The 22,932-nt window shown below is 36.1% G+C and carries 27 protein-coding genes and 1 pseudogene; 13 read left to right on the top strand and 15 right to left on the bottom strand.

Annotation, left to right across the window (positions count from 1 at the left end; translation table 11 throughout):
- The first annotated feature begins 219 nt into the window (after positions 1-219).
- A complete protein-coding gene (locus tag BTOYO_RS23490) occupies positions 220-555 on the top strand; it encodes a hypothetical protein (protein WP_000612710.1) in 336 nt (111 codons plus the stop codon).
- An 86-nt stretch (positions 556-641) separates the two neighbouring features.
- On the opposite strand, the gene BTOYO_RS23495 is transcribed toward BTOYO_RS23490, so the two are convergent.
- The 5 genes and pseudogenes from BTOYO_RS23495 to BTOYO_RS23515 all read right to left on the bottom strand — a co-directional run.
- Positions 642-863 carry a hypothetical protein gene (locus BTOYO_RS23495; protein ID WP_000210743.1) on the bottom strand — a complete coding sequence of 74 codons (222 nt, stop codon included), beginning with the start codon at positions 861-863 and terminating at the stop codon, positions 642-644.
- A 318-nt stretch (positions 864-1,181) separates the two neighbouring features.
- On the bottom strand, positions 1,182-1,367 hold the full coding sequence (locus tag BTOYO_RS23500) for a hypothetical protein (protein WP_000444253.1): 186 nt from the start codon (positions 1,365-1,367) through the stop codon (positions 1,182-1,184).
- A gap of 532 nt (positions 1,368-1,899) precedes the next feature.
- Complete coding sequence (locus BTOYO_RS23505; RefSeq protein ID WP_000661514.1) at positions 1,900-2,652, bottom strand: helix-turn-helix domain-containing protein; 753 nt, start codon at positions 2,650-2,652, stop codon at positions 1,900-1,902.
- Between the two features lie 137 nt (positions 2,653-2,789).
- Positions 2,790-3,707 (bottom strand): tyrosine-type recombinase/integrase, encoded by a 918-nt coding sequence (locus tag BTOYO_RS23510; RefSeq protein WP_023441236.1) that lies wholly within the window; start codon positions 3,705-3,707, stop codon positions 2,790-2,792.
- Between the two features lie 165 nt (positions 3,708-3,872).
- Positions 3,873-4,472 (bottom strand): annotated as a pseudogene (locus tag BTOYO_RS23515) (GCN5 family acetyltransferase); the annotation flags it as partial.
- Between the two features lie 131 nt (positions 4,473-4,603).
- Here BTOYO_RS23515 and ytfJ point away from each other — a divergent pair.
- From ytfJ to BTOYO_RS23535, 4 genes are all read left to right on the top strand, one after another.
- The gene (gene ytfJ / locus BTOYO_RS23520) at positions 4,604-5,029 is read left to right on the top strand and encodes a GerW family sporulation protein (RefSeq protein ID WP_000349988.1); all 426 of its coding nucleotides are present in this window, start codon (positions 4,604-4,606) and stop codon (positions 5,027-5,029) included.
- A gap of 160 nt (positions 5,030-5,189) precedes the next feature.
- Entirely contained in the window at positions 5,190-5,966 is a 777-nt protein-coding gene (locus BTOYO_RS23525; protein ID WP_000014097.1) for a hypothetical protein, read from the top strand.
- 51 nt (positions 5,967-6,017) lie between these two features.
- Positions 6,018-6,338, top strand: coding sequence for a hypothetical protein (locus BTOYO_RS23530; protein WP_000761187.1), 321 nt, complete (start codon positions 6,018-6,020; stop codon positions 6,336-6,338).
- 69 nt (positions 6,339-6,407) lie between these two features.
- Positions 6,408-6,620: a hypothetical protein gene (locus tag BTOYO_RS23535; protein WP_000798747.1), complete on the top strand. Its 213-nt coding sequence runs from the start codon at positions 6,408-6,410 to the stop codon at positions 6,618-6,620.
- Positions 6,621-6,649: 29 nt separating this feature from the next.
- Here BTOYO_RS23535 and BTOYO_RS23540 read toward each other — a convergent pair whose 3' ends face one another.
- Entirely contained in the window at positions 6,650-6,988 is a 339-nt protein-coding gene (locus BTOYO_RS23540; RefSeq protein WP_001253192.1) for a hypothetical protein, read from the bottom strand.
- Between the two features lie 357 nt (positions 6,989-7,345).
- On the opposite strand from BTOYO_RS23540, the gene BTOYO_RS23545 reads away from it, so the two are divergent.
- From BTOYO_RS23545 to BTOYO_RS23565, 5 genes are all read left to right on the top strand, one after another.
- Positions 7,346-8,026 carry a class I SAM-dependent methyltransferase gene (locus BTOYO_RS23545; RefSeq protein WP_000714419.1) on the top strand — a complete coding sequence of 227 codons (681 nt, stop codon included), beginning with the start codon at positions 7,346-7,348 and terminating at the stop codon, positions 8,024-8,026.
- A gap of 94 nt (positions 8,027-8,120) precedes the next feature.
- Positions 8,121-9,809 (top strand): formate--tetrahydrofolate ligase, encoded by a 1,689-nt coding sequence (locus BTOYO_RS23550; RefSeq protein ID WP_033657369.1) that lies wholly within the window; start codon positions 8,121-8,123, stop codon positions 9,807-9,809.
- 90 nt (positions 9,810-9,899) lie between these two features.
- Positions 9,900-10,427, top strand: a complete 528-nt coding sequence (locus BTOYO_RS23555) for a hypothetical protein (protein ID WP_000460213.1) — start codon at positions 9,900-9,902, stop codon at positions 10,425-10,427.
- Between the two features lie 19 nt (positions 10,428-10,446).
- Positions 10,447-11,616, top strand: coding sequence for a DEAD/DEAH box helicase (locus BTOYO_RS23560; RefSeq protein WP_000588603.1), 1,170 nt, complete (start codon positions 10,447-10,449; stop codon positions 11,614-11,616).
- Positions 11,617-11,787: 171 nt separating this feature from the next.
- A complete protein-coding gene (locus BTOYO_RS23565) occupies positions 11,788-12,171 on the top strand; it encodes a VOC family protein (protein ID WP_000581484.1) in 384 nt (127 codons plus the stop codon).
- A gap of 41 nt (positions 12,172-12,212) precedes the next feature.
- On the opposite strand, the gene BTOYO_RS23570 is transcribed toward BTOYO_RS23565, so the two are convergent.
- Together BTOYO_RS23570 and BTOYO_RS23575 are read right to left on the bottom strand one after the other, a co-directional pair.
- Complete coding sequence (locus BTOYO_RS23570) at positions 12,213-12,851, bottom strand: zinc dependent phospholipase C family protein (RefSeq protein ID WP_000535613.1); 639 nt, start codon at positions 12,849-12,851, stop codon at positions 12,213-12,215.
- 29 nt (positions 12,852-12,880) lie between these two features.
- The gene (locus BTOYO_RS23575) at positions 12,881-13,867 is read right to left on the bottom strand and encodes a quinone oxidoreductase family protein (RefSeq protein ID WP_000644648.1); all 987 of its coding nucleotides are present in this window, start codon (positions 13,865-13,867) and stop codon (positions 12,881-12,883) included.
- Between the two features lie 204 nt (positions 13,868-14,071).
- Here BTOYO_RS23575 and BTOYO_RS23580 point away from each other — a divergent pair, with 204 nt between their 5' ends.
- On the top strand, positions 14,072-14,650 hold the full coding sequence (locus BTOYO_RS23580; RefSeq protein ID WP_000675626.1) for a sigma-70 family RNA polymerase sigma factor: 579 nt from the start codon (positions 14,072-14,074) through the stop codon (positions 14,648-14,650).
- Complete coding sequence (locus tag BTOYO_RS23585) at positions 14,647-15,327, top strand: DUF3600 domain-containing protein (RefSeq protein ID WP_000050707.1); 681 nt, start codon at positions 14,647-14,649, stop codon at positions 15,325-15,327. Before BTOYO_RS23580 ends, BTOYO_RS23585 begins: the two co-directional genes overlap by 4 nt.
- 54 nt (positions 15,328-15,381) lie before the next feature.
- Here the strand turns inward: BTOYO_RS23585 and BTOYO_RS23590 are convergent, their stop codons facing one another.
- The 4 genes from BTOYO_RS23590 to BTOYO_RS23605 form a co-directional block, all read right to left on the bottom strand.
- Positions 15,382-15,627 (bottom strand): hypothetical protein, encoded by a 246-nt coding sequence (locus BTOYO_RS23590; protein WP_000277249.1) that lies wholly within the window; start codon positions 15,625-15,627, stop codon positions 15,382-15,384.
- Positions 15,628-15,776: 149 nt separating this feature from the next.
- Positions 15,777-16,211 (bottom strand): hypothetical protein, encoded by a 435-nt coding sequence (locus BTOYO_RS23595; RefSeq protein ID WP_001174537.1) that lies wholly within the window; start codon positions 16,209-16,211, stop codon positions 15,777-15,779.
- An 84-nt stretch (positions 16,212-16,295) separates the two neighbouring features.
- A complete protein-coding gene (locus tag BTOYO_RS23600) occupies positions 16,296-17,264 on the bottom strand; it encodes an MBL fold metallo-hydrolase (protein ID WP_000754962.1) in 969 nt (322 codons plus the stop codon).
- A 95-nt stretch (positions 17,265-17,359) separates the two neighbouring features.
- Positions 17,360-17,569, bottom strand: a complete 210-nt coding sequence (locus BTOYO_RS23605; protein ID WP_000844989.1) for a DUF3925 family protein — start codon at positions 17,567-17,569, stop codon at positions 17,360-17,362.
- 224 nt (positions 17,570-17,793) lie between these two features.
- On the opposite strand from BTOYO_RS23605, the gene bsaA reads away from it, so the two are divergent.
- Positions 17,794-18,276: a glutathione peroxidase gene (gene bsaA / locus BTOYO_RS23610; RefSeq protein ID WP_000219426.1), complete on the top strand. Its 483-nt coding sequence runs from the start codon at positions 17,794-17,796 to the stop codon at positions 18,274-18,276.
- A 96-nt stretch (positions 18,277-18,372) separates the two neighbouring features.
- Here the strand turns inward: bsaA and BTOYO_RS23615 are convergent, their stop codons facing one another.
- From BTOYO_RS23615 to BTOYO_RS23625, 3 genes are read right to left on the bottom strand one after another with little or no spacing between them, the layout of a single operon-like run.
- Positions 18,373-20,601, bottom strand: a complete 2,229-nt coding sequence (locus BTOYO_RS23615; RefSeq protein WP_000631293.1) for a transglutaminase TgpA family protein — start codon at positions 20,599-20,601, stop codon at positions 18,373-18,375.
- Complete coding sequence (locus tag BTOYO_RS23620; protein ID WP_000826184.1) at positions 20,598-21,812, bottom strand: DUF58 domain-containing protein; 1,215 nt, start codon at positions 21,810-21,812, stop codon at positions 20,598-20,600. The genes BTOYO_RS23615 and BTOYO_RS23620 overlap by 4 nt, the downstream gene beginning before the upstream one ends.
- On the bottom strand, positions 21,812-22,774 hold the full coding sequence (locus BTOYO_RS23625) for an AAA family ATPase (RefSeq protein ID WP_000113093.1): 963 nt from the start codon (positions 22,772-22,774) through the stop codon (positions 21,812-21,814). Before BTOYO_RS23625 ends, BTOYO_RS23620 begins: the two co-directional genes overlap by 1 nt.
- Positions 22,775-22,932 lie beyond the last annotated feature (158 nt).

Raw genomic sequence — 22,932 nt, forward strand, 5'->3', positions numbered from 1 at the left:
TTTAATATCTAGAAAGTAAACACCGAGGTAGCGTTCCTGAGTGAGAAAATATCACTTAAAGAATATGCTATCTCTTTTTTTATAACTTTTCGGATGTAACCTTACAGAGAAAATGCATAGTCGTAACACCTGGGTATTACCACAGTAAGCCAGCTTTACAAAAGGTATTTTATTTCTAGATTGACTACTCTATAATCAGATTTGGAAGGTGGTGATAAGATGATACCTATGCTGAAATACAAAGATATTTCAAGGCAAACGCTAGAAGTAGAGTTTATCGTAGGTTCAATGTATTTTACAATTAAGGATGAATACAAACGTTATGTCCATTGTATATTCTCGATTGGAAGAGCTCGTGAGTTTGTGAGAATCTTAAGTAATGGAGAGATGGCTGAGGTGTTTGATCGTGGAGGAGATTTATTGAGAGTTCGTCCTATGAGAGATGACCATCTCGCTATTGAAATTGAATCGAAGGGGATGAGTAAGGGGTTTGTGTTAGATAAACAGCAAACTCAAGAGTTATCTAATTGGTTTCAACGAGTGCACAAACTATAATTTCAATTACCGTAATGGTAACCCCGAGGAAGAAAGCAAAAGAGCCGACTCAATGAGAGTCGGCTCGAGGGTTATTACTTCATGAGTTAAAAGTTCTCCTCAGTTATTTCGTTTAAATTAAAACTAAGAGTTTTAGAGATTTTGCCAGCTCGTAAGATAACTACATACGTAAGGCCTAGTTGGAATGTATCTACTTTGCAAGCTTTATTAGTGATACGAGATAGTGAGTCTTGGAAGTTGGACACTAAAGTGTCGATCTCCTCCATAGCGATATCTAAATTAGTTGGTTGAATAGTATTTGTTGTCATAAAAAATCTCTCCCTTTAGTTTTTATTTGTTTACACGAGATAGGTAATACTTACAGGTGTACAATCATGAGTGAAACGATGTAACCAGCTGCGTAAAGAAAGCTTATGCTGCCGCCAGCTACCAAGGTTGACGTAACCCACTCTTTGAGTTTCAACTTATTCGCCTCCTATGAGGTCGAACCTTTACAGCTATTCCTGCTCGTGATACTATAGGGAGGAAAGAGCCTTATAGGTTCGACTGAATTGCGTAGCCTTGTTCGGTATACTCGCCAAAGTATAACTACCGAGTAGGGCTATTTTGTTTTGTGTAGTTTTAGGTTAGTCAGTTAACTTCTTACCAGCATACATACGAGTTAACATTTTATCGATCTTATTAGCTTTATCTACAGTGTTGATCTTGTTGAGTTGATTAAAAGCTGTATAAAACCTCTTAGCATCCTCGATGGTCTCCAGCTCGTAAAAGTCTTTGACTTTACCGTAAAACTTTTGTTGCTTACTTTCCAATTGCTATGTTCACCTCATTCCCTGAGTGGCTTAATTACATATTAATTAAAAGTTCTAGAACCGTCAATACTTTTTGAAAACTTTTTTAAATCCCTTTCTTTTCCTCACAGTTTATCCTTACAGCCAATTATGTTAGCTACCTCTTTTTGGTTACCAAAGAAAGCTCGAATAAGTGTAAAACTCTTTAGAGTTCGTACAAGCTCATTACAAATGGTATAACTTGTTTAGGTGCGAACGTAATAAGGGTACTAATAAAACTCCGCACAGGAGAATCTGGAGCTTTTTTTATGGAGTGATTCAAAAATGGAGATGTTATTTTACATCATATGGCATTCAATCGAGCATATACCTAATCAGTTGCCTGCTCTGCAGGTACAACCTACTCAGGACTATCCTAAATTGGATAATCGTACAAGAACCAGATGCAATGCCACCCTGGTAACCAATCGGGCATAGCTAAATAGAGATATCTCCTGTGTTAAAGAGCTATAGGACAACAACCAGATAGGAGGGATTATTACCTAGAGTAATGCTACTGAAGAAAGTTGAATAGTTTGCACTTAAGAGATCGCTGAGCAGTAGATAATTTCTGAGCCAGAACTCCATAGAAGTAACCATTGAAATCACGTACACGTTTAGCCTTGCTAGCAAGCACACTAGCTCGTAACCCTGAGATGGCCACCTCTGCAGTATCAACTAAATCAGGTGCATACTTTCGAGCAGCCAATTGAACACGACCCCACAGTTTGTAAACCTTAGTTGCATCAAAGTAGGAGATAGCCAAGCTAGCGAACTCAGTAGGAACACCAGCAGCTACTAAGTGATCTATGCTTAACTCGTCTACGTATGTATTATCTTTAGAGATTTTAGTTTTGTAAGTAATTGTATCTGTATGAGACGGAGACTTCTCAGTGCACTCAGGAGTAGGCTCTACAGCTTCCTCACAAGGTGACTTAGCAAGGTGACTCTCATAGGGATTGATCACTGTTATTGAAGCGCTATAGCCACCTTTAACAGGCTTAAATTGATTGATACGAGTAATAATTCCTAGCTCAGATAAAACCTTTAGAGCACGCTGTATAGTGCGTTTAGAGTAACCTGTGAGATCAGATAAAGAGTCTACTTTAAGGTAGCTGACTCCTATGAATTTGCATGAGTAACAAGCAAGCTTCCATAGTACTGTGTATTCTGACTCTTTAAGTTTGTACACTGACAGGTATTCACTAATAGAATTGTCCATCTCATGAATTGAATTAAAAGATTGATATTTTCGTAGTTCCTTCATATTGTATATTCTCCTTAATAGGAGCTACTTGCAGAGTGTATCTTAGGGTAGTACAATATAAGCAAATAGCTCCATAGTTATTTTGTGAAAGAGTCCTGTCTGGCCGCCAAACTAGAGCAGGGCTCTTTTGTGTTTACTTATAGGTCGAACCTATTGAGAGGGTTATACTTATCGTTGGATTCAGCTAACGAGTTACCGAAAGCATGTAGGTAAACCTCAGTAGTTCTTATCTGGGAGTGGTGCATCAACTTACTCAAGGTGTATATGTCCATTCCAGCTCTCAAGCAGTTACTCGCATAGGTATGTCTAAACATGTGAGCTGTAGTTTTGAATCCCATACGAACTGACAGCCTGGTGAACATTAACTTGACAGCGTTCACTGTGAGTGGGTTACCTCTGTGGTCATTAAACACATGAGCAGGCAACTTAATGTAGTACTTCACGCAGAATAATCTCCACTCGTACAACTCCCGAGCTACCTTATCCGTTAACGGAGTAGACAGGCTCTTACGATTCTTCCCGAAGATAGTGATAGTCTTATTGAGTAGATCTACGGAATCCCACCTCATGGATACCAGCTCGCCTAGTCTTATGCCTGTACCCGCGAGGACGACTATCACGGTATGACCTCTGTAGCTGTACAACGTGTTTTCTCGAGAGCGCATCCTCCTGTAGTATCTAAGCATCTGCTTTATCTGTTCATCGGAGTAAACCTTGATGGTCTTGTCCGTCTTAGCCGGCTTAATCTTGTTAGTGGGGTTGCTGCGGATCTCTATAATGTCCTCATCCTCTAGGTACCTAAAGAATGTCTTCAAGTGCTGGAGCTTACCATTACGAGTGACCACTGTGTTTCCTCTCTCCTTGGAACAGTAGAGGAGGTAGCCCTTTATAACTGGTGGAGTAATATCCTCGATGTTAATGATCTCCTTCTCAGCAACGAGCCAGCGAGAAAACTCATTGAGTGTATCTCCGTAGCTCTGTATTGTCCTAGGAGCTAGTCCACTGAGTTCTTTATCCTCTAGGTAATCCTTAATCATAAATCTAAGTAGTGCCATTTAGTTTCCCCCCCCTTGAGTACGCACAAAAAGACCACCTCCATAGGCTACTTGTGAGTAACCTAGAAAGTGGTCTCTTGTGAGAATATTGTTTCTGTCATAGATAACCATTCAGCTTGACCTTGTGAGGCTTGTCCTGCCTCGGGTGAATTAACTCGCCTGTCCTACCATAGCGGATAATGAATTTTCAGCGGAAGTTGAGGCGGATGCGATGATTGCACCGTCTTTTTCAATATAATATGTACGTCCTGTATTTGTTTCGATAGCTTGCCTTAACATTTTTTCAGATTCATTTGCAGTCGGGAATTCAGCGATGTCACTTCGTAATTTCATAATTCGTTCTATATCATCGAGTGAGGCAAGTTTAATTGTTTTATGAATTGGTGTGCTAGGTAAGTTGTTGTCATCTTGGCATTCGCAAAAATACATTTCATTTTTGGCGCCTAGTTGTACACTTGGAGCAGTTTCAAATCTTTCTACAATAGTTGACTTGCCAGAGAGTTTAAGCGGCTTATATGCGGAAAGAAGTGCCTCATAGTCAGTAACCACAAACTCTTCTTTACTATACGGTATAAATGTATCGTGAAAGCGAAGTAAAATCGATTTTAATGTTCCGTTCTCTTCAAATACTCCCCATAATTCTTGAAAATCTGTATCATAACCGAAAGCTTCAATATCTCCAATAATAAATAAGTTAATGGCTGCTTCTTCTTTTAGGTAAGCGAATACTTGTTCATGATCTTTCTTTGTTAATTTTCGCATCATAACGAATCTACCTCTTTTTTATTTTTCTAAATATTACAACTTAAGTTTTTTGAAATCAATATAAAATTTTATGTTTAGTTCACAAACTTTCGGAAAAACTAGGAAAGATATGACAAAGGAGGTTATGAACGGTGGATCATCCAATTCAAGGGTTAATGAAAGCGGCAATGGAAAATTTAAAAGAAATGGTCGATGTGAATACGATTGTTGGAGAGCCTGTTCAAACGGCTGACGGTGGTGTGGTGTTAACGGTTTCTAAAGTAGCGTTCGGTTTTGGAGCAGGAGGTTCTGATTTCCAAACGAATGATGGACAAAGAGCGAACGGTAACCCTGCATTTGGTGGCGGTAGCGCGGGTGGTGTTTCTATTACACCAGTAGCATTTCTTGTGGTGAATAAAGATGGAGTAAATATTCTTCATTTACAAAATGCGACACATTTAGCAGAAAAAATGATTGAATTAGCTCCACAAACAATTGATAAAATTCAATCGATGTTCCAAAAAGATGAAAAGAAAGAGGGAAATCATCATTCTCAAAACCCGGATGAAATCCTTTAAAAACGCCTGCTTATGAGCAGGCGTTTTTTCTTGTAATCACTATGTAATAAAACACATGAAATTGTAAATAGTTTTTGAAGTTTTTTCTATGTTTCTAAAATTTTTCATGTTAAAATATGCTATAGAATTGAAACATATAAAACGAAGGTGGCTAGGTGCTTTGTCTGGAGGATCTGACCAAGTAAAGAATATGATATATATTAATGGTAATCGTCGAGGTCATTGTTTTATTACATCAGGAATTACGTTTAAAGAGTTTGCAAGTAACATCCCTTCACCGCTTCATCAAGTTTTGCTTTTGAAGCATAACTTTGAATGGACGGATTTTCATTATCATACTTTATTTGAATATGTTGAGGAAGAAAATATACATAAGCTAATTCAAGCAGAGATTGATGAATTTGATGAATTTTGTTGGGTAGATTTTGATGATCCAAGCGATTTAGATGAATTAGAGCCAAAAGAAATTGCAGAACTGTTATATTTGGCTCACAAAAAAGAACCACTTGCAAGAACATTCTTTCCGTTGTTGAAAAATAGATTTGTTTATTTTTCACATGATGACGGTTGGTACAACAAAGTATATTACCGTAGAATTGCTGATTTTGTTGGAATGTTAAGTAAAGTCATTCCTTATAAACTCGGTGCTTTCGGTAAGAAACGTTTTTCTTTCTTCCAAAAATCAAAAATTTTCCCAGCAATTTCAAAAGAAGTGATTATGGGGCTTATTCCATTAATGGAAGATGGTCTTTATATTGATTTAGCAGGGAAAATTGAGTCAAGAAGAGGTCTTGAAATTCCGGTATATGTAGTTGGTTCGTATGAAAGTACGGATGAGGTGCTAGATAATATCGATGAATTGAAAGAGGAAGCAACAGAAACAGGTTGGCTCATTTTTGATAAGAAAGAACAAGAGTGGCAATGGGTTGTTGACTAAGAAAACTTGGCGCATGAAGTCAAGTTTTCTTGTCATTTGAAAGGAGAACAAATGAAGAAATATTATACAATTGTGGGTATTGTAAGTATTATTCTCGTGGCGATATTGCTTATTACGTGTCCGAAAGAATCAGATTTTAATTCGTATGTAGAGGATAAGTATGCGTTGAAATGTGATGAGAGTAGTTTTGAATGCACACAAAATGTAGATGGTAAAAAAGAAAAGCTACAATTTGAAAGTACAGATGCACGAAATGGTGTATTCTTTATGACTGTAAAGCAAACGTTTAAAACAGAAGCTGGTGTTACGAAAGAATATAGCGGAGTAGGGATGTTTGGTACATTTCTTTTTGTTTCAGAAAAGACTTTCTAGTAATAGAAGGTCTTTTTTTTATGCTTGTGTTCATATAGATGAAGTAAGACAAGCATAGGAGGGGTAGTGATGAAGAATACATGCATCGTTTGCGGTGGTGAGGAGTTTTTTTCCTCAACGTTGTACGCTCGTACGAAACAAGATTGGGCATATGCGCCAAACATGTATCGATTTGAAAAAGTATTTATTGAACATAGGGATGAAGAGAATTATCCGGTCTTTCAAGAAATTACAGCAAAGCACTGTTGTGGATGCGGTCATATTATGTTGTATCATGAATGAACACACCAAGTATAACTTGGTGTGTTTTTTTAAAACGCTGACAAAGCAAGCGGATAAAGTAAAGTAAATAAAACAGAAAAACTACCAAAACCAATTGCTGTATATCCAAGTGTTCTTGCTCCGAAATTAACAGCTAATAAACCAACTAAAATCGCAAGAGAACCAAGTGTAACTGGATAAAAAGCAATTGAGAATAACGAAAGAAATAATGCGACATAGCCTATCATTGCTCCGGTATTTGTACCTTCTATTTCATTTGCAATTTCTTTGCGCTCATGTCTAATTGGAATGCCGGCTGGAGATATTTCAGCTGCATACTCTTCGTGTTTTTCACCACTTTTAAAATGATGATTTCTCTTTCTTCGCATGTACATCCCCCTCTTTCAATTGGGTGTATCTATAGTATCTTTCAAAATGAGAAGAGCATGAGTATGAGTTAAACCCAAGTAAAGCAAAAAATGGAGAAAATAGATTTCGTTGTTATCTTACTTATCCCGCTATTTGCGGGCAGTAAAACTTCTATTTCAAAATTCGGCTAGAGTAAAGAAGTTATGTAGGAGCCGGGTTGCCTGTAAAAGCTCGATTGGTGTGGGCTAATAATCAGTGGGAACGAATAAAACCGCCACTAATTAAAGTTTCACTCTATCTCCTTATGAAGATAAACAGGGATTTTGGAAAATGATGTAGAATGAATTGAATGATAATACGTGAAGGTAGGGGAATGTATGAAGAAATTCAATTGGCATGAATCAGCAGAGAAGAAGTGGGATAGTAGTGCGGAATATTGGAATAAAAATAGTCAGGAAATGTGGGATAGCGGGAGCAGGAGTACAATTATTCCATTTTTTGAACAGTACGTGGAGAAAGAAGCTCAAGTGTTAGATGTTGGCTGTGGTGATGGATACGGTACATATAAATTAAGTTGCGTTGGCTATAAAGCAGTTGGAGTAGATTTATCGGAAATTATGATTCAAAAAGGTAAAGAACGTGGGGAAGATTCAAATTTATCTTTTGTGAAAGGAGATCTTTCCACTTTACCATTTGAAAATGAACAATTTAAAGCGATTATGGCCATTAACTCTTTAGAATGGACTGAGAATCCATTACAAGCATTAAATGAAATAAAACGTGTTTTAAAGAAAGATGGATACGCATGTATTGCAATTTTAGGACCGACAGCAAAACCTCGAGAGAACAGTTATCCTCGTTTATACGGCAAAGACGTTGTTTGTAATACGATGATGCCTTGGGAATTTGAACAGTTAGCGAAAGAACAAGGTTTTGAAGCTGTAGATGGCATTGGTGTATATAAGCGCGGAGTAAATGAGAAGATGCTAGGTCAACTACCTACAGAGTTACAACAATCCTTAACATTCTTATGGGTATTTATGTTAAAAAACGTATAAAGAAATGAAAGAATTTTTAGGAGGTAAATAAGTGCAGAAAATACAAAAAACTGATACAATATCATCAGAACCAATTAAAGGGGGACTAGGGTATATGACAACTACTACAACAGTTAAATCCGATATTGAAATCGCACAAGAAGCGAGTATGAAGAAGATTCAAGAAATTGCAGCCGATTTAAATATTTTAGAAGATGAATTAGAGCCATACGGGCATTATAAAGGTAAGTTATCTCTTGATATTTTTAAGCGCTTACAGGATGAGAAAGACGGTAAAGTTGTTTTAGTAACAGCGATTAACCCAACTCCAGCTGGAGAAGGTAAATCAACAGTAACAGTTGGTTTAGGTCAAGCTTTTAATAAAATTGGTAAGAAAACAGTAATTGCACTTCGCGAACCATCTCTTGGACCAACGATGGGACTAAAAGGCGGAGCAGCAGGTGGTGGTTTTTCACAGGTTGTACCAATGGAAGACATTAACCTTCACTTTACTGGAGATATTCACGCAATTACAACTGCGAATAACGCGTTAGCGGCGTTTATTGATAATCATATCCAACAAGGAAACACACTTGGAATTGATACGCGTAAAATCGTTTGGAAACGCTGTGTTGACTTAAATGATCGTGCCCTTCGTAACGTCGTAATTGGTCTTGGTGGACCAGTTCAAGGTGTACCACGTGAAGACGGTTTTGATATTACAGTAGCATCTGAAATTATGGCCGTATTCTGTCTTGCAACGGATATTCAAGATTTAAAAGCACGTTTATCTCGCATCGTAGTTGCTTATAACTTTGCAAATCAACCTGTAACGGTTAAAGATTTAGGTGTAGAAGGTGCGTTAACATTACTACTAAAAGACGCATTAAAACCAAACTTAGTACAAACGTTAGAAAATACACCAGCTATCATTCATGGCGGACCATTTGCGAATATCGCTCACGGTTGTAACAGTGTTATCGCTACAACAATGGCAGCAAAATTAGGTGATTATGTTATTACAGAAGCTGGATTCGGCGCAGATTTAGGCGCAGAGAAGTTTTTAGATATTAAAGCTCGTGCAGCTGGCATTAAACCAGAAGCAGTTGTTATTGTTGCGACTATTCGTGCGCTTAAAATGCATGGCGGCATAGCAAAAGATCGATTAAAAGAAGAAAATGTAGATGCATTAGCAAAAGGTATGGAGAACTTACAGAAGCATGTTGAAACAATTCAAAGCTTCGGTGTACCTTTCGTAATTGCAATTAATAAATTCATTACAGATACAGATGCAGAAGTTACATACTTACAAGAATGGTGCAATGAGCGTGGCTATGCAGTATCCTTAACAGAAGTTTGGGAGAAGGGTGGCCAAGGTGGAGTTGACCTTGCTGAAAAAGTACTAAAAGAGATCGAAAAAGGTGAAAATAACTACGCGCCACTTTATGAATTAGAATTACCATTAGAAGAAAAAATTCGTACAATTGCTCAAAAAGTATATGGCGCAAAAGATATTGATTTTGCTCCGAAAGCACGTAAGCAATTAGCTCAATACGAAGGAGAAGATTGGAGTAACCTACCAATTTGTATGGCGAAAACACAATACTCTCTTTCTGACGATGCAACAAAGTTAGGTCGTCCATCTGACTTTATCGTAACAATTCGTGAATTAAAACCATCTATCGGTGCAGGGTTTATCGTTGCATTAACAGGAACAATGTTAACTATGCCAGGTCTTCCAAAACAACCAGCGGCACTGCAAATGGATGTAAATGAAGATGGAAAAGCAGTAGGTTTATTCTAAAAGGTTGTAATTCATCTCGTTTATCTGTAAACTATATATACATCAAGTGGCGCCTTTCCATCGAAAGGCGCCTGTTTTTTGGAGGAAATTATGTTTGATCCAACTGCTTTTGACAATTTAAAAGTAATCGTAGAAGGTGCTGTTTATGATTTTGACTTACATGGTGATATTCTTGTAACAGATCGAAAAGATATGATGGACCTTGCTTCATTAAGTCGTATATATCATATCTCGTTTCAGTTAACAGAACCGTTCGAACCATTAGTAGAAGCGACATTTTCATTATCTGTGGATGCAAAGAACTTGTCTGGTGAAATACTAGAAGTGCCTCAGTTTACACCAGGATGTGAAATGAAGTTAGCATTTTCATTCCCGATAGAACAGCCAGAAGGAGTATGCGAAGAAATTGAAACTTTCATGCGTTCTATATGGGGAAAAGAAAGAATGATTATGCAAAAAGTTTCATACGAATATAATAAGCAAGCGATTTCATATCATAATAAGGTAGAGGTTCTATTTCAAAAAGCGATTACAGAAGACCATGTTGATGATTTAATAGCTGTTATTTCACACATGATAGAAACGGTGCGAACAATACAGCATTTTCTTCAAAAATAGAGATAAAGGAGAAAAACAAATGATAAAAGATATGCAACCATTTTTACAACAAGCTTGGGAGAAGGCTGGTTTTAAAGAATTAACTGAAATTCAAAAACAAGCGATTCCAACTATTTTAGAAGGACAAGACGTTATAGCTGAATCTCCAACTGGAACAGGAAAAACATTAGCGTACTTATTACCACTTTTACATAAAATTAATCCTGAAGTAAAACAGCCACAAGTTGTTATTTTAGCTCCAACGCGTGAACTTGTCATGCAAATTCATGAAGAGGTTCAAAAATTTACAGCAGGAACTGATATTTCAGGTGCATCTTTAATTGGTGGTGCAGATATTAAGCGCCAAGTGGAAAAATTGAAGAAACACCCGAAAGTAATTGTTGGTTCACCAGGACGTATTTTAGAATTAATTCGTATGAAAAAGCTAAAGATGCATGAAGTGAAAACGATTGTATTTGATGAGTTCGATCAAATAGTGAAACAAAAGATGATGGGTGCTGCACAGGATGTAATTAAATCAACGATGCGCGATCGTCAATTAGTATTCTTCTCAGCGACAATGACAAAAGCAGCAGAAGATGCAGCACGTGATTTAGCAGTTGAACCACAATTAGTACGTGTAACACGTGCAGAGTCAAAAAGCTTAGTTGAGCATACGTATATCATTTGTGAGCGACGCGAAAAAAATGATTACGTAAGAAGAATTATGCATATGGGCGATGTAAAAGCAGTTGCTTTCTTAAATGACCCATTCCGTTTAGATGAAATTACTCAGAAATTGAAATTCCGTAAAATGAAAGCAGCAGCTCTTCATGCAGAGGCAAGTAAGCAAGAACGTGAAGCGACGATGCGTGCTTTCCGCGGCGGAAAATTAGAAATTCTACTTGCTACTGATATTGCAGCACGTGGAATAGATATTGATGATTTAACACATGTAATTCATTTAGAGTTACCTGACACTGTAGACCAATACATTCACCGCTCAGGACGTACTGGACGTATGGGCAAAGAAGGAACGGTCGTGTCTCTTGTAACAGAACAAGAAGAGCGTAAATTACTTCAATTTGCGAAAAAATTAGGTATTGTGTTTACGAAGCAAGAAATGTTCAACGGATCATTTGTAGAAACGAAACCGAAAGCACCGAAGAAAAAGAAACCAGCATTTACTGGGAAGAAAAAGCCTAGATAAATAATGGGAAAGACGTAACTATTTGTAGTTACGTCTTATTTTGTTCATTGGTAAAGTAGTGAACGAGTAAGTCGATAAATTTTGTAAAGAAGTACATATCAACTCAAAAGGAATAACAATAGCACTTGTAGAAACCTACATAGAATATAAAAACCATTAGGAGGAATACAAATGATTCATAAAGTCGGACAAATTATGTTATATGTAAATAATCAAGATGAGGCAGTAAATTTTTGGACGGAAAAGGTAGGGTTTCATGTAGTAGCAGAGGAAGATAACAAGCAAGGGATGAGATGGATTGAAATCGCTCCAACTCAAGATGCAGAAACGAGTATCATACTACATAATAAAGAAGTTATTTCGAAAATGAGCCCAGAATTGAATCTTGGTACACCATCCTTAATGTTCTTCTCAGAAAATCTTGATCAATTATATACAGATTTAACAAATAAAAATGTTACAGTTGGCGAAATGGTAACTATGCCTTCTGGTAAAGTGTTTAACTTTGCTGATAGTGAAGGGAATTATTTTGCGGTTATGGAAAAGAACAAATAATGATGTTATGGAAAAATCCCCCTCGTATAAAATGAGGGGGATTAAATATTTGAAGTGGACTTTTTATTCGACAGTTGTTCGATATAAAAAGCGCCTTTCTCAATAGCGGTTTCAATATAACCGACAATTTGATTAAACGTGAACACCTGTAATTCTTCATGCAAATGTTGCTCTGGATACAACATATCTTCAAAAAGGTATGTTCGAAAAGCTAAAACATTTCCTTTAGAAACTTCTGCGATATCCACAATGTGAGCCTCTTGATTAAGAAGAGAGAATAGCTGTTGTTCTTTTTCGTAATGATGAAGCAACTTTGCATTTAACAATTTAAAATCGTTATAGTACATAGGTGCGATAGTTTCGTCATTTTCTATTCTATTTTTTAGCCAAGGTAGAAAAAAGCCTTGTAGCCAATTATCGTCGGCAATGAGGTGGGTGTAATAGCCTAAAATAAATGGGGAATCTATATGTGCTTCATATTTATGAATAAATGAATCATAATCTATTCTTCTCGTATAGTTCTTCGTTGTACCGGCATAAAAATGTGAGGTGCCTTTTTCTTTTTTTGAATGAACAGCATCAGGGGCTACAGCTCCAAGTAAGAAAGAAGTTTTATCTTGAATACATAATTTCTCAGCAATACCGTTAGCGATAATCACATGCATAATTCTTGATCCCATGAATGCCACCTCTGTTTCAAGTATTCATTTCAGGAAGGGGACTGAACGTTTAGTATTACTTTCCCTGTACTTTTTCTACTTTCGACCCATTCATGTGCTTTCCCTGCATCTATAAAGGGAAAAGATTTTGTAGCCTTAATTTGCAAACTTCCATCACGTAAATAACGGAAAACTTCATTTGCAGTTTCTTGGAGTAATTCAGGACGTTTTTTCCGTGTAGTGCCGAAGCTGAATCCGAGTATAGAACGGCAACTTGCGTGTAAGTCTTTCGTTTTGAAATTGCCAATTTCACCGCTCGCATTGCCGAAATGAACGAGGCGTCCGTAATAAGCAAGACATTTTAAACTACTTTCCGAAACCGTTCCAGAAATAGAATCTAAAATTACATCAACCCCTTGGCCATTTGTCAGCTCATTGACCTTCTCTACAAAATCTTCATCTTGATGACATATAACATAATCAGCTCCAGCGTCTAAAGCAATTTCTTTTTTTGCTTCACTTCCGACAGTACCGATAACTTTTTCAGCCCCTAATAGTTTTGCAAGTTGAATAGCAGTAGTGCCAATTCCGCCAGCAGCTGCATGAATGAGTACAGATTCACCTTGTTGAAGCCTAGCAACATTTGCGAGTAAATTATAGCTTGTAAAAGATATGATAGGGCAAGCGGCTGCAGTTTGGAAATTAACTTCATCAGGTAAAACGAAAGTAAGATTTTCATTTGCAACAATATATTCTGCGTAAGATCCATTTTGAGGAAAAGCAATGACACGCTGTCCAGGATGAATATTTTTAACTTGAGAACCGACTCGTTCTACAATACCGGTGGCATCTATCCCTGGAATAAAAGGGAATGTCTTATTTCCTTTTTTGCCATAACGTGATTTAATATCGGCAAAATTAACACTAGTAGCAACAACACGAATTAACACCTGATTGTCTGAAATAGTCGGCATATCAACATCAGTATATTTCATCACTTCCGGACCACCGAACGACGTTACAACGATAGCTTTCATCATATATCCTCCTAAATTTGACTATATAAATCATTTTAAAGCGTCATTAGAAATTGGAAAATTATATAATAGTTATGCAAGGTTATAAGTGAAGCTTATGAACTCAGGGAATCATTATATTAATTTATATAAAAAACTTTAAAAAATCGAACGAAATATGAATTACTTGCCAATATAAAGTGTAAGACAAAGGGGGGATGGTATATGAAAGGTGAAACAGTGTGTACAGATTTAATTCAATTAACTTTATCAGGAAATAAAGAAGCGTATAGCGAGTTGTATGATGTAACGATTCAAGAAGTATATAAGACAGCACATTTTTTACTAGACGATAAAACAGATGTAGATGATGTCGTTCAAGAAGTATACATACAACTATATGAATCGCTTCGTAAGTATGATAGCGAGAAGCCATTTCGTCCTTGGCTAATTGGACTCGCGATTAAACAAATTCACTCTTATAGAAGAAAGAGGTGGATGCGACTACGAATTGTAAAAAAAGCAGAAGAGCAAAGAAAACCAGTACAAATTGATTTTTCTAACGATCTGGTAAGTAAAATATCAAACCAAGAACTAATCGAACTTATTCATAAATTACCGTATAAATTGAAACAAGTTATTATCTTAAGATATTTACACGATTATTCACAAGAAGAAGTAGCACAAATATTACATATTCCAATTGGTACTGTGAAATCTAGAATTCACGCGGCATTAAAAAAACTACGTCAAAAAGAGCAAGTAGAAGAAATATTTTTAGGAGAGGTAGGGAATGTGAAATGAGTTTAGACTGTAGAGTTAGGGAAACTATACAAGAAGAAGCAAAGGGTATTGTTGCCCCGCCGGAGTTAAAAGAAAAAGTAATCGTGCAAATAACAATGAATCGCGGGGGGAGTAAAAGGAAGAAGCACCTTATTGCAGGAGTGCTTGCAGCAGCTCTTTTAATCCCGACGACTGGTTTTGCGTATCAATCTATTATGGCGGATGGTATATACGGATCTTTTGAGAATTTTAAAAAACATGCCGGAGCGATGACGTTAGAAGCGTATATACGTTTTAATGCAAAATTATCAGAAGCGAAAGATGAAATGGGTGCGAAAGAATATGAAGAGTTTACAAAAGAACTAAAGAAACTAACAAATGCAAAGCTTGCGTACGGAGATTCGAACGGTAATATTGATTATGATCAATTATCACCAGCTAAAAAAGAGGAATTGAAAAAGGTAGTAATGGAGCTTCATCCGTATTTTGATAAATTAAATGGCCATAAATCTAGTAAAGAAGTACTAACTCCTGAAGAATATGAACAATATATGGAGGCATTAATGTCACATCAAACTGTGTTAGTAAAAACGAAATCGAGTGGCGGGATAACAGTAGAAGAAGTTCCTGAGGCGTACAAAGAAAGATTTATTAAAGCCGAGCAGTTTATGGAGTATGTAGATGAAAAGGTGAGATAAGTAAAAAAGCTCAGAGTCTAAGCTCTGAGCTTTTCTTATTGAAACGTAAATTTATTAACCACCTATGCCTTTTGCTAGCAATAGGAAGTATACAACTAATAATATTACGCCATTTAATGCAGTACCAATTATTCCGAATAACCAATTTTTTGATGCGATTGCAAAAATAATACCGAGTAATGAAAGTATACTTAGAGTCACAATAATTAACGTTAAATTCGCATTAGGTCCTCTAAGGATAAAGAAAGAAAATATACTTGCGATAACCGTTAGAAAAGAGAAAGCCCCTAATTTATACATAATAAATCTCCTTGGTTAAAATGCATTTTGACATAATATACGAACAACTTTATTTTAACAGAATTCCCCTTTTCATTTATGGCGATTTTTACAAATAATAGCGCACTTATAAAAAAATGTCCTAATCAGCAACACTTAAAAATTGGTCATCAATTATATTTTTTCATATTTGCAGTATCTTTTTGTATAAAACAATCTAATAGTGAATAACCAGCTATTAAACTAATAATCGTAACAAAAGTTGTATTTATAAGAATTATATTAGCTAAATAAGGTAAGTATTCGCCAAGTGGTGAAAAGAGTAATGCAGGGGAAAAGGAAATGAATAGTGTAGGCACTGTAATAGCAATAAATTTATCCGGCTGAAAGCTCCAGTTTTGTTTACTCGTTGCGTAATTAATAGATTGAAGGAACCGTAATAAAATACCAACTATAAGAGGGAAGAGTGTAAAGTAGAATAATCTTGGATAAACGTTAAAGTTCACCTGCGCGTCTGTATCTAAATAAAATTGAATTTTTACTCCAACAAATAATAATAAGACGATAAATAATGTAAAGCAGAGGTATAGCATTACTTTTTGCATTCCATTCCACCATCCTTTACTAAAAATATATTCAAAGAAGAGATATACAATAACTACTGTTGTATATCTCTTCTTTTACTGTTATTAAATAGTGGAATTTGTTTTTTCTTGCTTCGTGAAATAATCAATAATACCCATCGCACTAATTTCTATATCTAGATGTAAAATGTTATAAACGGAATGATCGGATGGGACGTTTAATTTTGTAAGGTGAGAAGAGATTTTATCCATTAATAAAGTTTGTAATGCTTTAGTAGCCTCATCGAAATCATTATACTTTTCAAAGACCTCTTTACCAGTATGAACGAAAATAGGTAACCAATGTTCTAGTTGGTTATATACTTCTGTAACATTGGATGAAACGCCGTAATGACCGAAATAAATAGTATCTACATTCATACTTTGAATATGATTTTTAGAGGCAATCATCGCATCGGGCTGAAATTGCGAAGGGGACGTTGATGGTAAATATAACTCTACATCAAGGTCTGCAAGCTCTCTATAATAAATTCCAATTGTATCACCAGTAAAAATGCCGTTTGTTAATGAATCATGAATGCTAATATGGTGTTTTGCATGTCCAGGTGTATCATAAAATGTAAGGATGCGGTCTTCTGCAATTTTTAACGTATCATCATGTTGTACAATATGAACGCGTTCTTCTTCTATAGGAAGAATTGGATCGAAAAGTTTGTCGAAATCATCCTTGTATACAGCTTTTGCGCCTAAAATTAGTTTTGTTGGATCAATCATATGACGAGCACCGCGAGAATGCACATATAAAGTAGCATTTGGGCACTTTTCCATCATTAAACCAGCTGCCCCAGCGTGATCTAAATGAACGTGTGTTACGATAATGTTTTTTACATCGTTTAAATCAATATGTAATTGTTGTAAGCCGTCTAAAATATACGGAAGAGAAGGGGCTGCACAAGTTTCAATTAAAGTAATATCGTCACCTAATAAAACATACGTACCAGTTCGTTCATTATGTTGTAAATCAAAATCATCAATAAGATATAGGTGTGAAGATAACTGCTCTACTTTTTTCATCGTTACCACTCCTTAGTTACTGTATGTTTCTATTATACGCTAAAATAGAAAAAGGCAGAAAACGAAAGCTCGTCTTCTGCCTTTTTAAAGTGTTGTTATTTCGTTTGTTCTTTATTGATAGACATAACGAACAGTCCAACAATGCCACCAACGATTGGAAGCGTAATCTCTCCTGCTAAATTAAAGTAGGAGCTTAAGAATAAACCATTTACATCGATTACCCAACCAGTAACATACAATAACATCATATATAGTACGAAATAAAACTCGCGATTTGAAATCGTTTCAGGTTGTGCAGTTTTCATAATAAACACCATCCTTTTCTATTATAATAGAATATAAACTGTCACATTTTGTTCACAATTCAATTGTAAAACTTTCCATTCTAAAAGTCTAGTAGTTTGTGTCGAATTTTCGAACATAAATAAAGCGCTATCATTTCGGTGTGTAAGTATGTAATAGAAGCTGTATATTCACGAATGTAGTATAGTATAAACATAGAATAATAGTATAGAGAGGGGTAGGAACAATGACAGTTTATGATTTTTCAGCTAAAACAATAACAGGTGAAGATAAATCGTTAAAAGATTACGAAGGAAAAGCACTTCTTATTGTAAATGTAGCTAGTAAATGTGGATTTACACCACAGTATAAAGGATTACAAGAAGTATATGATAAATATAAAGACCAAGGACTAGAAATACTCGGTTTCCCTTGTAACCAATTTGGAGGACAAGAACCAGGTACAGAAGCGGACATTACTAGTTTTTGTGAATTAAACTACGGTGTAAACTTCCCGATGTTTGCAAAGGTTGATGTGAAAGGTGATAAGGCTCATCCTCTGTATACATACATGACAGAACAAGCGCCAGGTTTACTCGGTATGAAAGCAGTGAAATGGAATTTTACGAAGTTTTTAATTGGAAAAGATGGGAAAGTAGTAGGGCGTTTTGCGCCGCAAACGAAGCCAGTTGATTTAGAGGTTGAGATTGAGAAGGTACTTGGGGAATAATTAGGAGTTTGTTATCTTTTATTATAGTTATTAAAAAATACCTCAAAGAACAAAGTTGCTCTTTGAGGTATTTTCTTTAAACTCACATGATCAAGATTAAATCACTGTATCGAATTCATTTGATTTAGGTAGAGAAGCTGCTTTTTTCATAAGCACTTCCCATAAGTGTACGGATTTCTTCCATTCGGCTGCGGTCTGTCCGTTTTGATACATAGCGTTCTCATAACTGAAAGTAAGTTGTTGCATATCGGCCGAGTTGTAAAGTGTATCGATGCGGAGAGCGTATTCTCGGAATGTTTGACTTTCCCCCCGTGGTATGCCAATTCTCGCAAATTGTTTTAAAAGTGCGTCGTAAGCTTTTTGATAAACAACATCATCTTTTCGGTATTTATAGAAAAGAATAATAAAAAATGTAATCCATTTCATTCTAGTAGTGAAGAGAATGTATCCGATGATACTAATTGGTATCGTAGAGAGGAATACGTACCACCAAGAAAAACTAGTTTTAGAATTTGTGACCTTTTTAGTAGAAGTTTTTTCTGTATTTTCTATTAAACTTTTAAGTTTTGCTTCATTATTTCGTTGATGTATTTGCTGGTTATTAGAATTATTTGCTTCGCTATTTTGTGAAATAGGAGCAGGCGTATTATTTATAAAATTATAGGGATTGGTAAATCCTTTTGTTGGTTCGAATGGAATCCATCCGTATCCTGGGAAATATACTTCGACCCAAGAGTGTGCGTTATCGTTCGTGATTTTATAAATATCCTGACCTTCTGCAGAGGCAAGTGTATTGTCAAGAGTTCCTTCTGTATAACCTTTTACCCAGCGAGCAGGAATCCCAGCAGAACGAAGTAACACGATCATAGACGTCGAAAAATTATTACAGTAGCCGCTTTTTGTATCGAAAAGGAATTGATCTACATAATCTTGACTTTTGGCAGGGTACAAGACATTCGTTGATTCGTATGTAAAAGAGTTGTCTGCGAAGTAATTTTCAATAGCTAATACTTTATCATACCGGTTGTCTTTATCATTTGTAAGATTGACAGCCAAGTCTTTTACTCGCTGTGGTAATGATTCGGGAAGTTGTGTGTACTTTGTCATGAAATAAGGATTTGTTTCTTGACCTTCATTCGTGTTTACAGCTTTCAAGTTTTCTATGGGAAATTCCGGGATCTCATACGTTACTTTATATGAATGTAAAGTAGTAGAGGAGTCTCCGTGCATCGTATAGATTTTTTCAGAAAATGGGTCAACGCTGTATGATACATCTGAGGAAGCCTCAACTGATACTAATCCTGCTGGGTAGGTAAGGTGAAAATCACTTTTTTGCATGGTGATGGTTGCTTCGGTTGTTTCCGTTTTTGTATTTTGTTCGTACCAGCTCACGACGTCGTTTTTACTTTTAAAAGAAATCTTTTTTTGATTTTCAGAAACTTCCCAGCCTTTTCCTGTATAAAAATCTTTCGTTTCTACTCTCCAATATTGTTTGTTTTGCGTTTGTGCTGTGAAAACAATTGTAGGATCAGCCTGAAAAGGACCACCTAATCTCGAGTCATCTAAACCATACCCAATTGTAGAAACTTCTTGTTTTTTACTCGCTTCGGATGTGTTGAATTTTAAAAAATTCATTGGGTTTGGCCATTGAGGGCCGAATTTTGGAGCAAAGTATGCGATGGTTGCTGACAATACAATAAATATTGTAAGAGGTCTAAGTAATTTTGAGATTTCTCTATCATAATTTTGTAAGTGTTCCATCTCTTTTATTCGTTCTATTCGAAGAAGACTAAGCATAAAAAATCCGATGACAACAGTACGAATAATAGCGTAGTTTGCATTGTATAAATGTAAGTTATGAAAAGTTGTGATATAAATAATAGTCAATACAAGAAATAACAACCCACGTTTTTTATGAATCATCCAAAAAGAGATGAAAGAACTCAAAAACCAAAATGATAGAAAAAATAAAACTGTTGGAAAAACTGGAGAAATATCTAGCAAATTCCCCTGGAATAACAGGGAGGAATTTTGAGAAATATCAGTAAAAAATTTCGTTAGCCAAGATGGATTTATAAAAGCATTTTTATAATATAGGAAATGAATGATGAATAAAATCGTGATGATCTTTATAGCAATTTGCCACCTCGTTTGAAAAAAAGAGAGAGTGAAGCAAATTCCTATAAATATTACAAAAATATCTAATCTACCTACGTTTGTAATACCTATAAGGGGTCTTAGCCATTCTAGTAAAAGTAGAAATGCGCATGCATGCATGTAAAAACTGTTCATATCCAATTGTTTTTTTGTATGTAATGTTATCATTTGCTCACCTCAAAAAACACGTTTGCATACCGGTTTTCATAAACCGCGTTTACAAATATTTTTCTTTTTTGTAGAGTTTCTAGTATACTTAGTTCTCGATGTGAGAGTTGATTCGCTTTTTCTTTCACGACAAACACCATTAATTTTCTATTTTTTATAGCAGCACAGTCAGCCGCCTTTTGAATATCGGGAGAAAGACCGCTTGTCACGAGTATAATCGTGACGGGCTGATACATTTTTCTTAATTCCATTTCTACACTCTGGGAGAGCGGGAATACACTGTCTGCTTGTACTTTCGCTAAATGGCAAAAGATTTGTTGCAACTGAGTATCTCCATTGTCTAATGGGAAAATAGTTCGTTCTTTTCCGACAGACACGAATGACGCTGGTGAATTTTGCTTCAAGACAGCCCTTACAATAGAGGCAGTAAACGTTACGACTGATTCGAATAGAGGGGATTCAGTTCTGTCCATGAATATCATGATATTATGGCTACGCTGTTGTTCAAACTCTTTCGTCATAATATTGTTTGTTCGTGCAGTTGCTTTCCAATCAATCCATGAAAAGCGATCACCAGGTTTATAGTCTCTGACGCCGACAGAGACTGTAGAGTCTTTTGCTGAATGTATATTTGCTGAAAGCGCCCCTTGTTCGAAATGATTTTCCAATTGTCGATACGCTATATCTACATACTGGGGATAGACTAAAAATGTATCTGGAACTGAAAAAGTTACTTCTTTCTCTATCATACCGAATAGATCGCCAGTTTTGACGCGTACGCTTGAAAAAGTGTGTTCTCCTCTAGGGATTGTATCAATAACATATTGAAACGAAATATTTCGTTTCAATCCCGGAAAGAGTATGACCTTATTCATCTTTGCTTGTCTACAACTTGTAAATGGTGGTGGCAGTTCATCTTCTATAACTAAATAAAGTAAGGGAAAAGGAAATTTTCTTTTTATTGTAATCGTGCTTACAAATTGTTCTCCTGCTGCATATTTGTTTTGGTTTGTTATTCGTTTTACTTCAGCGTCCCGTAAAGCGTAGAAGGGGAGTAGTAGTGAATAAAGGCCAATAGGAATCGTACTGTAAAACAAAAACCAACTTACAAATCCTCCTTGAAGCATAGCATACACAAATGTTAAGACTACGCATAAAGGGATTAGCGATAACTTCGTAACGTGATATAGTGCTCGTAGTAGTCGCTTCATCAAAGGTTCTTCGTCCTTTGAGTCGGCACAGTAGTTCGTGCAACGATTTTGGCGATAACTTGTTCTCCTGTTATTCCTTCAAATCTTGCTTCCATTTTTAGAATGAGTCTGTGAGCTAAAACGTAAGGAGCTAAAAATTTAACATCGTCTGGAATAACATAATTTCTACCATGGATGAATGCATAAGCTTGTGAAGCTTTCATTAAAGCAATTGAGCCACGTGGACTTGCACCTAGTTGTATAGAACTATAAGAACGAGTCTGATTAACAAGCTTTACAATGTAATGCTTGATTGCTTTGTCCATACTTACTTCCCGTACACTTTGTTGTAAATAAAGTAATTCTTCTATTGTTGTAATAGCTTGTAAATGGGAGAGTGGGTTTGTTTTTTCCATCCGGTTTAAAATTTCAAATTCTTCTTCTGGTGTAGGATATCCCATTGTTAGCTTCAACAAGAAACGATCGAGTTGAGCTTCTGGTAAAGGATATGTTCCTTCATATTCGACCGGGTTTTGTGTAGCCATGACAAAGAAAGGTTTTGGTAACGATCTTGTAATGCCATCTATTGTGATAGTGCCTTCTTCCATACTTTCAAGTAAGGCAGATTGTGTCTTTGGGGATGTACGATTAATTTCATCAGCAAGTACAAAATTCCCCATGATTGGTCCAGGCTTGAACTCAAATTGGAGCTCTTTCGGATTATAAATAGAAACACCTGTTACATCTGACGGCAGTAAATCAGGTGTGAATTGAATCCGCTTGTAATCGGCGTCAATGGATTTAGAAAGAGTGCGTACTAGCATTGTTTTCCCAACGCCAGGAACATCTTCTAATAGTACATGACCTTCAGCTAAAAGAGCTGTCATGGTTAAAATCGTTTCTTTTCGTTTTCCGACCATTAATTTTTCAATATTGTTGATTATTTTTTCTACAATGGGATGTAATGAATCAAGACGGGCCATCGTAATCCTCCTAATTTTATTATCTTTTCTAATTCATTTTTATGTTAAAGAAAAGGAGTCCCTTCATTTTAATGCAGTATAATAGTAATCTAAGAGGCAAGTAGGAATGGTGTATATAAGTTCATAGTGAGAACTTATATAAATAGGAAAAAACGTAA

The organism is Bacillus toyonensis BCT-7112 (assembly GCF_000496285.1).
GTDB lineage: Bacteria > Bacillota > Bacilli > Bacillales > Bacillaceae_G > Bacillus_A > Bacillus_A toyonensis.

What these genes read in the sequence shown, in the direction of transcription:
- BTOYO_RS23490 (WP_000612710.1), top strand. Translation starts at nt 220, where the DNA reads ATGATACCTATGCTGAAATACAAAGATATTTCAAGGCAAACGCTAGAA.
- BTOYO_RS23495 (WP_000210743.1), bottom strand. Translation starts at nt 863, where the DNA reads ATGACAACAAATACTATTCAACCAACTAATTTAGATATCGCTATGGAG.
- BTOYO_RS23505 (WP_000661514.1), bottom strand. Translation starts at nt 2,652, where the DNA reads ATGAAGGAACTACGAAAATATCAATCTTTTAATTCAATTCATGAGATG.
- BTOYO_RS23510 (WP_023441236.1), bottom strand. Translation starts at nt 3,707, where the DNA reads ATGGCACTACTTAGATTTATGATTAAGGATTACCTAGAGGATAAAGAA.
- BTOYO_RS23530 (WP_000761187.1), top strand. Translation starts at nt 6,018, where the DNA reads ATGAAGAAATATTATACAATTGTGGGTATTGTAAGTATTATTCTCGTG.
- BTOYO_RS23535 (WP_000798747.1), top strand. Translation starts at nt 6,408, where the DNA reads ATGAAGAATACATGCATCGTTTGCGGTGGTGAGGAGTTTTTTTCCTCA.
- BTOYO_RS23540 (WP_001253192.1), bottom strand. Translation starts at nt 6,988, where the DNA reads ATGCGAAGAAAGAGAAATCATCATTTTAAAAGTGGTGAAAAACACGAA.
- BTOYO_RS23545 (WP_000714419.1), top strand. Translation starts at nt 7,346, where the DNA reads ATGAAGAAATTCAATTGGCATGAATCAGCAGAGAAGAAGTGGGATAGT.
- BTOYO_RS23550 (WP_033657369.1), top strand. Translation starts at nt 8,121, where the DNA reads ATGACAACTACTACAACAGTTAAATCCGATATTGAAATCGCACAAGAA.
- BTOYO_RS23555 (WP_000460213.1), top strand. Translation starts at nt 9,900, where the DNA reads ATGTTTGATCCAACTGCTTTTGACAATTTAAAAGTAATCGTAGAAGGT.
- BTOYO_RS23560 (WP_000588603.1), top strand. Translation starts at nt 10,447, where the DNA reads ATGATAAAAGATATGCAACCATTTTTACAACAAGCTTGGGAGAAGGCT.
- BTOYO_RS23565 (WP_000581484.1), top strand. Translation starts at nt 11,788, where the DNA reads ATGATTCATAAAGTCGGACAAATTATGTTATATGTAAATAATCAAGAT.
- BTOYO_RS23570 (WP_000535613.1), bottom strand. Translation starts at nt 12,851, where the DNA reads ATGGGATCAAGAATTATGCATGTGATTATCGCTAACGGTATTGCTGAG.
- BTOYO_RS23575 (WP_000644648.1), bottom strand. Translation starts at nt 13,867, where the DNA reads ATGAAAGCTATCGTTGTAACGTCGTTCGGTGGTCCGGAAGTGATGAAA.
- BTOYO_RS23580 (WP_000675626.1), top strand. Translation starts at nt 14,072, where the DNA reads ATGAAAGGTGAAACAGTGTGTACAGATTTAATTCAATTAACTTTATCA.
- BTOYO_RS23585 (WP_000050707.1), top strand. Translation starts at nt 14,647, where the DNA reads ATGAGTTTAGACTGTAGAGTTAGGGAAACTATACAAGAAGAAGCAAAG.
- BTOYO_RS23590 (WP_000277249.1), bottom strand. Translation starts at nt 15,627, where the DNA reads ATGTATAAATTAGGGGCTTTCTCTTTTCTAACGGTTATCGCAAGTATA.
- BTOYO_RS23595 (WP_001174537.1), bottom strand. Translation starts at nt 16,211, where the DNA reads ATGCAAAAAGTAATGCTATACCTCTGCTTTACATTATTTATCGTCTTA.
- BTOYO_RS23600 (WP_000754962.1), bottom strand. Translation starts at nt 17,264, where the DNA reads ATGAAAAAAGTAGAGCAGTTATCTTCACACCTATATCTTATTGATGAT.
- BTOYO_RS23605 (WP_000844989.1), bottom strand. Translation starts at nt 17,569, where the DNA reads ATGAAAACTGCACAACCTGAAACGATTTCAAATCGCGAGTTTTATTTC.
- bsaA (WP_000219426.1), top strand. Translation starts at nt 17,794, where the DNA reads ATGACAGTTTATGATTTTTCAGCTAAAACAATAACAGGTGAAGATAAA.
- BTOYO_RS23615 (WP_000631293.1), bottom strand. Translation starts at nt 20,601, where the DNA reads ATGATAACATTACATACAAAAAAACAATTGGATATGAACAGTTTTTAC.
- BTOYO_RS23620 (WP_000826184.1), bottom strand. Translation starts at nt 21,812, where the DNA reads ATGAAGCGACTACTACGAGCACTATATCACGTTACGAAGTTATCGCTA.
- BTOYO_RS23625 (WP_000113093.1), bottom strand. Translation starts at nt 22,774, where the DNA reads ATGGCCCGTCTTGATTCATTACATCCCATTGTAGAAAAAATAATCAAC.